This window comes from Lewinellaceae bacterium, from assembly GCA_020636135.1.
GTDB lineage: Bacteria > Bacteroidota > Bacteroidia > Chitinophagales > Saprospiraceae > JAGQXC01.
In genome coordinates, this window is record JACJYK010000001.1 from 2,070,512 (window position 1) to 2,083,286 (window position 12,775).

Here is a 12,775-nt window from a genome sequence, read left to right on the forward strand (position 1 = left end):
CTCGTTTTATTTGGCCTGAACTTGCATCGCCAGTTGAAACAATTGATCAATCCCTGAGGCATATACAGGGTAATCGTTCTTATCATTAAGTTGGTCAGCTATCAGTTCTTCAATTTTGCGTATGGTCATTTCGATCACCTTCCACGGCTTGTAATCAGTGGCAATAAATTCTTTATAGGCTTCCTTGTAGAGTGCTATTCCCTTTTCCGGTTCTCCAATCAGGGTTTGAATGATACCCAGGCCCATGGCCGGCACCAGTATCATGACCACATCACCTGAATTACGGCCATTTTCGATGGCCTCCCGGAAGTAACTGATGGCTTTTGAGTAATTGTTCATCCACATATGACAGAATGCGGCGCCCACCAATGCCCATCCGTTAGTTGCCTTAAAACTGGACTGGACATAGCGGACTAAACTTTCTTCATAAAAAGGCAAAGCCTTTTGCGGATCACCCAGCGCCAGCAAAGTTGCTGCTTTTACCACATAGGTTACGGAAAGATACATTTCATATCCTTGCCTGCACAGTGCTTCAGCTTCATCCAACAATTGAAATGCCTCTGCAAGTCTGTTTTGTGCAAGACGGAACTCTGCTAAAAATGTTTTGGAGAGAATCTGGCTGAACCGCTCATTGCTTGCTTTACCCAGGTCAATAGCCTGCAGGAACCACCGCTCCGTGTCAGGATGGTTGATACTTAATCCGGACATCCCCATGTAAGCATATCCAATGGCTTGTCCCCGCTTGTCCTGTAATGAGGTAAAAGCGTTTACACTGATTTGGAGTTCTTTGACGGCCTGGTCAAAACGGCCAGAAAGGTATCGAATCAATCCTTTTATCTGTATAGCACGTCCAAACAGGGCCTGGTCTTCACCGGATAAATCATCGATGGGGTAGTTGATCCGGATATTTGCCCGGTCCATCCATTCTACCGCTTCGCTGATTTTACCTACCGAGAGCCAATACATGGACAGTGCTCCCGGAAATTTCCAGGCAGTGCGCCAGTCTTCGAACCGGATAGCCAGGTTAAATGCAGCCCGGATGTTTTCAAATTCTTCGTTGATAATCTGTACATAGGAGAAATCACTAAGTCCCCGCAGGAGCGGATCGTATTTTTGGGTTAGATCAGCATAATACTGGTAGTAATTTTTCAATTTGTCCTGCTGTTCTCCTGCTTTATTAAAGCCTTCGGTTGCATATTCCCGGATGGTCATCAGCCAGTCGTATCGAAGCTGATAAGGTGAAAACTTACGGTATATGAGTCCCAGATCAATCATCCGGTCCATGATGTCCATTGGCATGATTTCGCCAAAAAATCGGGTTTGTAGCTGGGCAACTGCCTCGAGCGTCCATCCGCCATGGTAGATGGCCAGCGAATAGAAAAATTGCCGCTCATTTTCGGATAGTAGCTGAACACTCCAGTCTATGGTATTTCGAAGGGTCTTTTGCCGGGTGGGAAGGTTTACCGGGCCTTGTGCCGCCAGGTCAAGGGATGAATGAATCATCCTGATCATCATCGAAGGATTCACATACCGGGTTCTAAGTGCTGCCAGCTCAATAGCCAGGGGCAAACCATCCAACTGATTACAGATTTTCTGGATGGCCAGCATATCCTCCTTTCCAAATGCCATACGGGGGTTTACTTCCCTGACCCGTTGGATAAAAAGTTGAACAGCCGGGTTATCTTCCAGCTTTTCAGGTTGAATATCTGCAGGTGTCGGCAAAGGCTCCAGGGGGTAGATTTGTTCATATCGAAGGTGTAAGGGCGTACGGCTGGTAATCAGCAAATGTACCCGTGGACAACGCTGAATGAGATCGCCGATGAAATGCGAACTTTCCGTGATTTGTTCCATGTTATCCAGTACCAGCAGCATTTCTTTATCACTTAGCCAGGACATCAGTGTCTCACTGACGGCTTGCTTGCCACTATCCATGATGGGTAAGCTGCGGCTTATGGCTGCCGGGACGAGACCTGGCTCCGAAATGGCTTCGAGGCCTACAAAGACCACACCATTGGAGAAGTTGGTTTTTAACTGGCGGGCCGTCTCTATGGCGAGCCTGGTTTTGCCGGTCCCCCCAGCGCCACAGATGGTTATCAGCCGGCATTGAGCGGATGTAAACATTTCCCGTAACTGCTCAATATCCTTCTGCCTTCCAATGAGGGCATCGGCCATGGTCGGCACATCAAATTTATAGTAGGACGGAGGCTGATCGTCCTGATTATTTGACTGAAAATGCTCTGACAACATGATTGCCAGGTCATTTTCTACGAGGTCGAGTAATTCTTCCTGACTGGTGAAAGGTCGGTAGCACAGGGCATTGCTCGACTGAATTTCCTCCAGCAGATGATTCAGGCGCAGCTCTCTTTCTGAGGCCTGCTTTACGTAGATAAGTTTGGGTTTGTCCAGAGCGATTCGATATTCATCTTCAAGCCCGGAGATGTTCATATCAGGAGCTACCCAGCCGTATTTCTGCCAATAAACACCTACAAAAACGTCACTTTGGTTGAGGTAATCACGGTAAAGGTCCTGCGGAGGATGATGCCGGGCACTTAATTCAAACAATACCGGGATCAGGCGTAGCTTTTCAATGGCTTGTTTTACGGCTTGTCGTTCGACAGCCAGCTCATGCAGCGTAGAGCTTACGAAAACCCGAACCCTCTGATCAGGAGTGCGAATCATGCCAGATCATGGAGTTTTAGCACTCCACAACGAAAATTAGAAAGAAAATTGATTTGTTGAACGCTTAACTACGATAAGTTCACTTAAGGGAATCAATCCTGGATATTCCTAATCCAGATGTTCCGGAATGCCATGAAGTTCCCGTGGTCCTGCAATTGTAAGGGTAAATTTCCATGCGCTGAGTATTCCGGATCACCGATGTACAACGTGTTGCCTTTGATCTCAAAATGATTTTCAACCAGAACGCCATTTTGTACAACTGTTACATAGGCAGGTTTGGTGAGTTTACCCATGGCGTCAAACTGCGGAGCATTGTAATAGATATCATAAGATTGCCAGTCACCGGGAGGCAGGCAGGCATTTACCTGGGGTATGGCTTGCTTGTAAATGGAAGCCGCCTGACCATTACTATAGGTGCGGTTGCGGTAGTTATCCAGAACCTGAACTTCATACCTGGACTGGAGAAATACCCCACTGTTACCGCGTTCCTGACTGTGTTTGCCGGCTGTATCAATCGGAGTCTTCCACTCGAGATGCAGCTGACAACTGCCAAATGAAGCTTTGGTCTGAATAGGGCCAGATCCTGGTTTGACCATGACATAGCCCTCCATTACCATCCAGGGTGCCGGGCTCTTGTCCCTGACACTTTCCCAGGCATCAAGATTTTTACCATCAAAAAGAACGATCGCATCGGAAGGCGGCTGATTGCCCACTCCTGGTGTTACCACCGGAGGTACTGGCTCCCACACCTCCGTTTCTTCCGGTTTACGCTGTTGACCAAATACATCCGCATAGGCCAAGTTAAAGATCAGCAACGTGAAAATTAATTTTACGGTTATGGTTACGTTTTGTGCTTTAATCGCTCTCATCCTTCAATTTTAAGCCTTTAATTTAGCGAACCAACAACAATATTATGTGGTATATCCTGGTAACATCGAAAAAAAAATCATTCTGGCACCTTGCAGTCGTATTTCTTTTGGGTCTTTTATCCTGTGCGCCAAAGCCGAATGGACCGGTAACCATTCCTGTTCACACGGGTACGGAAGCGCTACTTAATCCCGCCCTTAAACCATTTTACCACGGTGTAGCTTCCGGAGATCCTACCCAGCATGGAGTGATCCTCTGGACCAGGATAACCCCTGATAACTTCATGAAACACATTGATGTGGAATGGGAGCTGGCAACGGACCGGCATTGTGAAGAAATCGTCCAGTCCGGTACGGTAAGAACTTCACCGGATAAGGATTATACAGTACACATTCCTGTCACAGCGCTGACCCCCGGGCAATATTATTACTACCGGTTCAGGAGTTTGGGAGTGCAGTCGGTGATCGGCCGGACCAGGACGATGCCCGAGGAACTTGTCCCGGAGATGAATTTGGCGGTAGTCAGTTGTTCGAACTATGAGGCAGGCTATTTTAATGCGTATGGTCTGATTGCTGAAATTGATGACATCGCAGCAGTGGTTCATCTGGGCGACTACATTTACGAATATGGCACTGGAGTATATGGGAATAAGGCATTGAACCGTAAAAATATCCCTCCCTATGAGATATTTCGTCTTAACGATTACCGGACACGGTATGCGCAGTATCATCTCGATCCCGACCTGATGCGCCTGCATCAGATGGTACCCTTCATCACGATCTGGGATGATCATGAAATTGCCAATAATTCCTATACCACCGGCGCCAAAAACCATCAGCCGGAAGAAGGCGATTACAATTTGCGGAAAGAGGCCGCCGAACAAGCTTATTACGAATGGCTTCCCATCACCCCGGATCTGAAACACCTATATCGCTCCACCGATCTCGGGGCACTGGGGACACTCTATATGCTGGACGAGCGCCTCACTGCGCGTACAGCCCAGGCATCCGGAGTTGATGACCCCATTTACCTGGATTCCCATCAGGCCATGATTGGCCATGAACAATTAGCCTGGCTGGAAGACAAAGTTGCTGAAAAGCCTGATGGATGGCATCTGATCGGTAATCAGGTGTTGTTTTCTTTGCCGCATGCAGCAGGGAGAAAACCGAATATGGACTCGTGGGCTGGTTACCCTACCGAACGACTGCAGATTATCAACTGGCTTTCCGACCCCAAGGTGCAAAATGTGATTTTTCTGACGGGTGATAGTCACAGCTCCTGGGCATTCGAGGTCCCACGGTCCATTGCGGATTACCGTACGTCGCACCGCTCACTGGCAGTGGAATTTGCAACACCATCCATTACCTCTGCGAATGCCGATGAGAGCATTCCCTTGGATACAGTTTTGGTAATTGAGCAGAACATGATGCGGGATACGCTCAATGCACCAATGAAATACATCGACTTACACGATCATGGATACATTTTACTGCGGATCAGACCAACGGAAATTGCTGCCGAATACCGCTATGTTGACCGTATCAATGCGCCATCGATCCATCAGAATACAGCAGCCGTCTGGAGGGTATTGAAAGGCTCGTCTTTTCTATCAAGGTGAGTCGTTGGGTATAGCATTTAAAAGCATATCCTGCCACTCCTTGATCTTGAGCATGCATTCGATAGGTGTCATGCGATGGAGGTCTGATTCTTCGATGGCCTGACGCAGGGCTTCCAGTTCAGGGTTGCTGGTCTCGAAGATATTGAGCTGCATAGGCTGGGGGAGCGTTGGGATCCCAGTTTTCACCGGTTTGTTCTGTGAGTGAGTCCTTTGTTCCAACTGTACTAGCAGCTGTTCCGCACGTTGAATCACTATCCGGGGCATTCCTGCCATGCGCGCTACATGGATGCCAAAACTGTGGCTTGACCCGCCAGGTACCAATTTTCGCAGGAAAATGATCTTTGCACCGATCTCTTTAACAGCCACATTGAAATTTTTAATGCGCACGTATCGGTCTGTAAGTTCATTCAATTCATGGTAGTGGGTCGCGAACAATGTTTTAGCCCGGGCATATTCATTTTCATGGAGGTATTCTGCAATCGACCAGGCGATGGAAATTCCATCGTAAGTGCTGGTGCCGCGGCCGATCTCGTCCATCAGGATCAGACTGCGGTTCGTGATGTTGTTCAGGATGTTGGCTGTCTCATTCATTTCCACCATGAAAGTGGATTCTCCCGAGGAAATGTTGTCTGAAGCGCCCACCCGGGTGTAGATCCGGTCCAGCAACCCGATACGTGCATATCCGGCCGGAACAAAGCTGCCCATTTGAGCCATCAGGCAGATCAGGGCTGTTTGGCGGAGAACAGCTGATTTACCGGACATATTGGGCCCGGTGATCATCAGGATTTGTTGCTGGTCATTGTCGAGGAAAATGTCATTGGGGACATATTGCTCACCCAGTGGCAATTGCTGTTCAATGACCGGATGCCGCCCCTCTTTGATGTCAATGATGTAGTTTTCATCGATGATCGGTTTGACATAACGGAATTTTTCCGCATTGCGTGCAAAAGCCAGCAGACAATCCAGTTTGGCAATGGTGCGGGCATTGTGCTGAATCGGCTCCACATATTCCAGTAATTCGGTGAGAAGTTCCCGGAATATGGTTTCTTCCAGAGCCTGAATACGTTCTTCAGCCCCCAGTATCCTGGTCTCCAGATGTTTCAGTTCGTCGGTGACATACCTTTCAGCATTAGTCAGGGTTTGCTTGCGCACCCAATGATCCGGGATCAGACCGGCATCCTTGTATTTATTGGTTACCTCCAGATAATAACCAAAAACATTATTGAAGCCGATTTTCAGGTTGGTGATACCGGTTGCAGCTGATTCCTTGGTTTGTATGTCCAGCAACAACTCCTTGCTGTGTCCGATGACATGTCTGAGGTCGTCCAGCTCTTCATTTACACCCGGGCGGATCACCTGTCCCTTTTGGATCTGGACCGGGGGATCTTCCTGGAGCAGCGCCCCGATGCGGTCCCGGATATTAGAGCATAGTTGGAGGTTGTCCGCGATGGAGACCAGAACCGGATCTTTGGTATCCATCAAATTTTGTTGCACCGGTTCCAGGATCCTGAGTGATTTTTTCAGTTGGTTGACTTCACGTGGATTGACTTTTCCCACGGAAACTTTGGAGATCAGGCGTTCCAGGTCACCAATTTGCAGGATGAGCTGGGTCAATTCATCTCGCAGCGCAGGATGCTCATAAAAATAGCCTACCTGAGCCAAACGGCGCTGGATGGCATTGACTGAGAGGAGGGGAAAGAGGATCCACCTTCGCAAGAGTCGGGCGCCCATGGGTGATACGGTCTCATCCAGAATGTCCACCAAAGCTTTACCTCCCTCGCCCTGACTGCGCAATAATTCCAGGTTTCGAATGGTAAATTTATCCAGCCACACATAATCGCCTTCCTGCAATCGTCTCAATGCCGTTATGTGTGCCAGTTGATTGTTTTCAGTACTGGACAGGTAATGCAAAGTAGCGCCGGCAGCAATTTGCCCGGCTTCAAGGTCTTCCACGCCAAACCCCTTCAGCGTGGCAACCTGAAAATGGTCAAGTAATTTTTGGCGGGTGAACTCGGTGGTAAAGATCCATTCGTCGAGGCCATAAGTGTAGTATGCTTCCCCAAAATGCTGTTTAAACGATTGGACCGATCCTTTGGGCAGGATAACTTCAGCCGGAGAAAAACTTTGCAGCAATTTAGAAATAGATGCAGTGTTTCCTTCGGCAATATAAAACTCACCGGTAGAAATATCCAGGAATGCAATCGCATCCTCTTGCTTCCCGGCATGAAAATAGCAGGCCAGGTAATTGTTTTCCTTGAAATCCAGTAAATTATCATTCAGGGCCAGTCCTGGTGTTACCATCTCTGTAACGCCCCGTTTGACTATTTTCTTCTCTTTACTTGGTTGCTCCAGTTGCTCACAGATGGCTACCCGGTATCCGGCTTTTACAAGCCGGGGCAAATACATATCCAGTGCATGGTAGGGAAATCCTGCCAGTTCGACATCACTTCCACCGTTATTCCGCGCAGTGAGGACGATGCCGAGTACATCGGCAGTCTTGACGGCGTCTTCTCCAAATGTCTCATAAAAGTCTCCGACACGGTATAGCAGGATGGCGTCCGGATATTGCCCTTTCAACAGGGAATATTGCTGCATCAAAGGGGTGACTTTTGATGCTTCGGCGTCCGGTTTCTTTTTTTGTTTTGCCAAACTGCAGGTCGGTTTAGCCCACGAAGGTCTTAAATTAATAAAAAACTTATATGAAAAAGAATTAGATTTTCTGGTTTTTAAGGCTGAAGGACCAGGGAGTTAAGCATGTTGTTTTGTATCCTGCCAGTGGTAAGGTAGCCTGTTGTGATGTATTCCCTGTAGGTTCTGGTATAATGGGGCGTTTAAATAATCCCGGCCTATGCGTTTTTAAACAATCTCTTGTCACCGCAACGTGGAATGGGTCTTTATAATTGATTTGGCAAAGGTTGTAATAGCAAGGCATTTTATTAAATTTGCGGCGATTTTAAAGCAATCCGAACATGATCCAAGCTTTTGAACATTTGACCGCGGCGGAAGTCCAGGAGATGTATGATGCCATTCCTCTGATCACAATTCTGATCGCTGGTGCAGATGGAAAAATAGATATCAATGAGGTGAATTGGGCACGCAAGGTCGCTCATATTCGGACCTACGCTACTGACAAGGTATTATTCGATTACTACCAGGAGGTCGACAAACATTTTGATGAACGCTATACGCATTTCATCAATACCTTGCCCTCGGATGCTCAAACCCGTGGTGAATCCATCAGTTTGACCTTATCCCATCTGAACCGTCCATTTGAACGGATGGATCCGCATTATGCTTATCACCTGTGGCGTAGTTTTCGATCCTTCGCCAAACAGGTGGCCAAGTCTTCCGGAGGATTTTTTAGCTTTTTCAGCATCTCCAAACATGAAGAAAAATGGTTGGATTTGTCCATGATTAAGGCTATCGCCCGCCCGGTTGATTTTGAAGAGGAGGAAGAATAGCGTTAATTCCCCGGTAGGGAATGCCCGCTAAGGAGCATCTTCTTATTAATGACCTGCCAGAGGCAATGTAGCCACCTGAACATTTCATCGAATAGGTATGGATTGTTTGGTCGTGTTGATTTACCGGAAATCAATAGGGTAAAACCATAACCTTTTTAGACACAACCTGATTGCCCTGTCCCACAGCAATGAAATATGTACCCGCTGCAAGATTCTCACTAATCACTGGAAATTCATTCATACCCGGCGTCAGATGGACATTTTTCTGTGAGGCGACTCTACCCATCATGTCATACAATGTGATGGTCGTTCTGGACTCCTGATCTGAAAAAATGGTGATGGTGCTATTGGGTGTCAGTGGATTGGACTTCAGTTTAAACTTGCTTTCGACTGTTGGTGGGGTTTGTATTGACGACACTTCTTCGCATTGTCCGGTTTCACGGACCTCGATGGAATAGACTCCCGGAAATAAAGGACCAGGAACTCTCGCTTCGATTGGGCCCAAAACGGTGCCCAGTGTCAGATCAATGGTCAGGTCATAACTGCCTACGGAGACCGTATCGTTGACAGTACCACCTAAAACAACACAGCCGTATTGCAGGGCAAGCATTTTACAGTCTTCAGGATTGCACATGTAGGATAATCCGGCTGGCAGCCCTTTGACAGCAGTGGTTGGATTTAATTGAGCATAACTCAAGGCCAATGGAAATCCCTGATTGACGACCACATCCGGAATGAACATGGTGAAAGTGAGCTCATAGGACTCTCCTTTGCAAGCAGCCTTTTTTATCCCTGACGTGCTGTCACCTTCGATATACGGGCGCGGAGCTATAATGGACCCGGAATCAAGAGCCATGGTATCCGGCGTACAGACTTGTGCACGTAAAGGGACCAGGGAAGTAAGCAGGAGCATTGCGGCGATGAGGTGTAAATATCCTTTCATAAATATTTCTTACATTTCCTTTAAATATAACCGGTTTTTGACAAATTAATCGAGCTGCGTATGTTAAAGCCTGGCAATTGGAAATTAGCGATCTTATTTGTCTGCCTATTCTCAACATGGTTACCGGCTCAGGACATCAGGCTATCCGGAAAGATTGTTGACGGGCATACCGGGGAGGCCCTGGTTGGAGCTACGGTACAGTTTTCCACGGGCGGCACCTTATCCGATGCTGATGGTGGTTTCCAGTTAAGCTTGCCCACAGGCCATTATCAGCTGGATGTGCGTTACGTAGGTTATGATAATAAAATGGTGGACCTCGATCTGGCCAGGGATACTTCCCTGGTGATCGAAATGGCTGTAGCGGAAAATTTACTGCAAACCGCTGTGGTTACCACATCACGGTACGCCCGTCCGCTCAGTGAATCAACCATCAGCCTGGATGTGATCAAACCGGACATGGTCCAGCGTAACAGTCCTTCTTCCGTTGAAGAATTGTTGGGCAAGGTTCCTGGTGTCACCATCGTAGGTGATCAAGCCAATATTCGGGGGGGCTCCGGATTTTCCTATGGCGCAGGTAGCCGGGTACTGCTCCTCTTGAATGACATGCCGGCCTTACAAACCGATGCCGGATATCCGAACTGGAATGATATTCCGGTGGAGACCCTTGGTCAGATCGAAGTAGTTAAGGGGGCATCCTCTGCACTTTATGGTTCCAGTGCCCTCAATGGGATTATCCACTTTCAAACCACCTACCCGGGCAGTGAACCGGAGACCAAGATAAGCGCTTACTATACCCATTATTTTACGCCCCGGGACCCGGCAAAAAAATGGTGGGACAAAGCACCGCATGCCTGGAACCTGGAATTCAGCCACAAACAAAAAATCGGCAAGCTGGACCTGGTATTGGGAGGCTTCCTGACGGACGGCAACAGCTACGCTCAAGGTTCCGGCCGTCATTATGGCCGGGGTGAGATACAGACCAGGTACCGGATCAGTGAACGTGCGACGCTTTCATTGGGGGCATACATTAACAAAGGCAGAACCAGCAGCTTTTTTTATTGGAAGGATGCGGAGGCAGGAGCCTACCAACCGACGGAAGGTACCGAATCGGAATCCAAACGGTTTCGCTATTATGTGGATCCGCAGTTCACCTATTTCTCGAAACAAGGAGGCAGACACCGCATCCAAGGAAGAATCCTGGGGATCGACAACAATGTCACCGGCGGCAAGTCCAACGCTTCTTTCAATCTGTTTACGGAGTATCAATACAGCAAGGATTGGGCTGACTGGGATGCCAACCTGACAGGCGGGGTGGTGTACAATCGCAGCATCGTCAATGCACCTTTGTATGGTGACAGTACGTTCCTGGGCCAAAACGCCAGTATTTATGCACAGATATCTAAAAAGATTGATGACCGTTTGACCCTGACAGGTGGCTGGCGCTACGAATATTTTCTATTGAAGGGCCCGAGTCAGCTGGGCGATTATTCATTTCCGGGTGGAAAGGAGGCACAAGACAAACCGGTCTGGCGTGTGGGGGCGAATTGGCAACTATTTGATTTTACCTACCTGCGTGCTTCCTGGGGACAGGGATTCCGCTTCCCTTCAATCGCGGAGAAATTCATACAGACTTCTTTTGGCACTACCCTGATCACACCAAATCCCACGTTGAAAAGCGAGTCCGGATGGAGTTCTGAGATTGGGATCAAGCAAGGCATACAACTTGGTGGGTGGAGGGGGTTCCTCGATGCTTCGGCATTTTGGAGCCAGTACCAGGATATGATGGAATTTGTTTTCACCGGGTTCATCCGTGGATTCCAGTCACAGAATATTGGCAACACGGATATCAAGGGATTTGAGGTGAGCCTGGCCGGGGAGGCAAAACTGTGGGGCATCCCAATGTCCATCCTGGCGGGGTATACCTACATCGATCCGCGATTCCAGGAATTTACGGAACTCGATGACCAGCGCTCATCCGTTGATTACAACATCCTCAAATACCGCTCTAAGAATCAGTTCACGATGGACTGGCAATGGACTTTCCACCGGCTTAAAATAGGAACCAGTACGATATATCTGAGTAAAATGGAGGCCATCGACAGTATTTTCGAATTGGTTATTCCAGGGGTGAAGTCATTCCGTGAAACCCATGGTGGTTTTCAGGTTTGGGATGCCCGTCTTTCCTACGATATCCGGCCGGTGACGGTTTCCCTTATCCTGCGCAACGCATTTAATGCAGAATATGCGTCCCGCCCTGGCCAACTGGATGCTCCGAGGAATTTACTGGTCCGTGCCGACTGGAAGTTTTAGGGCTAAAGCCCGTGAGGTTCAGTACCCATGCTCCATGCCCCTTGCTCTATGCTCCATGCCCCATGCCCCATGCCCCACGCTCCATGCTCCACGCTCCATGCTCCATGCTCCATGCCCCATGCTCCTTGCCCCATGCTCCACGCTCCATGCTCCATGCTCCACGCTCCATGCCCCATGCTCCATCATTTTCCATTCAGCGCCCAGTCGTATTCTTTATAGGCGATAGCAGCACCGGACTTGATGGTGGTTGCAGAATAATTATTTAAATAGGAGATCAGGTTGCCAAAGTCCTGGTTATACCATTCGAATATTTTGGAAACCTGGATATTGGATGTCTTGATGGTATTGTAAGCGGGGTTATTGACAAAGGATTTTGCCCGTTGTTCCAGTTGTGCATCCAGGGTGGCTGGCATCCAGGCTTGATTCAGCAGGGGAGGGCAGGACTTCGCTGCACAGTTTACCGCAAAATGGATGCGTGGCTCCTTGAATTGAGGTCGGATGATCTCGTTTTCAATTTGATTCAGCGAATAGGATTTATTGCCCAGTTTGATCCAGACCTTGTCCCAGGCTTTGCCACCATCGATATCCATGATGGACTTGACAGGATAGTTGTTGAGGATCAATTTGATGGTAAATGCATTGTAGGTATTGATCCAATAGGCGAGTTTTTCCTCGCGGGACCATCCATCCTGAACCGGGTTGCTGGCCAGGGACTGCAAATACGTATCCAGTAGGGTGTGTTCTGCTTTTAATCCCTGATAATTGACCTGGCCCTGGTTATCCACAAAGGTAGAGAGGACCTGAGTCCACAAGGTGTGATCCGGACCTGAAATCATGACCTTGTCTGTGTAGATAATAAGTGAAAGCAGAAAAGTTATCAGCATTTTGCCAGCCATC

Annotated in this window: 8 protein-coding genes; 3 read left to right on the top strand and 5 right to left on the bottom strand. The window is 48.3% G+C overall.

The window, feature by feature from the left end:
- Positions 1 to 6 precede the first annotated feature (6 nt).
- Both H6570_07755 and H6570_07760 read right to left on the bottom strand, forming a co-directional pair.
- Positions 7 to 2,679, bottom strand: a complete 2,673-nt coding sequence (locus H6570_07755; protein MCB9319159.1) for a DUF4062 domain-containing protein — start codon at positions 2,677 to 2,679, stop codon at positions 7 to 9.
- Between the two features lie 92 nt (positions 2,680 to 2,771).
- The gene (locus tag H6570_07760) at positions 2,772 to 3,548 is read right to left on the bottom strand and encodes a DUF1080 domain-containing protein (protein ID MCB9319160.1); all 777 of its coding nucleotides are present in this window, start codon (positions 3,546 to 3,548) and stop codon (positions 2,772 to 2,774) included.
- 44 nt (positions 3,549 to 3,592) lie between these two features.
- Between H6570_07760 and H6570_07765 the strand changes: the two genes are divergently transcribed.
- Positions 3,593 to 5,164, top strand: a complete 1,572-nt coding sequence (locus tag H6570_07765) for an alkaline phosphatase D family protein (protein ID MCB9319161.1) — start codon at positions 3,593 to 3,595, stop codon at positions 5,162 to 5,164.
- On the opposite strand, the gene mutS is transcribed toward H6570_07765, so the two are convergent.
- Positions 5,156 to 7,759, bottom strand: a complete 2,604-nt coding sequence (gene mutS, locus H6570_07770) for a DNA mismatch repair protein MutS (protein ID MCB9319162.1) — start codon at positions 7,757 to 7,759, stop codon at positions 5,156 to 5,158. The two genes, H6570_07765 and mutS, sit on opposite strands and share 9 nt — an antisense overlap.
- 374 nt (positions 7,760 to 8,133) lie before the next feature.
- Here mutS and H6570_07775 point away from each other — a divergent pair, with 374 nt between their 5' ends.
- Positions 8,134 to 8,625 carry a hypothetical protein gene (locus H6570_07775; protein MCB9319163.1) on the top strand — a complete coding sequence of 164 codons (492 nt, stop codon included), beginning with the start codon at positions 8,134 to 8,136 and terminating at the stop codon, positions 8,623 to 8,625.
- Positions 8,626 to 8,755: 130 nt separating this feature from the next.
- On the opposite strand, the gene H6570_07780 is transcribed toward H6570_07775, so the two are convergent.
- Positions 8,756 to 9,568: a T9SS type A sorting domain-containing protein gene (locus tag H6570_07780; protein MCB9319164.1), complete on the bottom strand. Its 813-nt coding sequence runs from the start codon at positions 9,566 to 9,568 to the stop codon at positions 8,756 to 8,758.
- Positions 9,569 to 9,628: 60 nt separating this feature from the next.
- On the opposite strand from H6570_07780, the gene H6570_07785 reads away from it, so the two are divergent.
- Positions 9,629 to 11,878: a TonB-dependent receptor gene (locus H6570_07785; GenBank protein MCB9319165.1), complete on the top strand. Its 2,250-nt coding sequence runs from the start codon at positions 9,629 to 9,631 to the stop codon at positions 11,876 to 11,878.
- Between the two features lie 182 nt (positions 11,879 to 12,060).
- On the opposite strand, the gene H6570_07790 is transcribed toward H6570_07785, so the two are convergent.
- Positions 12,061 to 12,774, bottom strand: a complete 714-nt coding sequence (locus H6570_07790; GenBank protein MCB9319166.1) for a DUF547 domain-containing protein — start codon at positions 12,772 to 12,774, stop codon at positions 12,061 to 12,063.
- Between the last annotated feature and the right edge of the window lies 1 nt (position 12,775).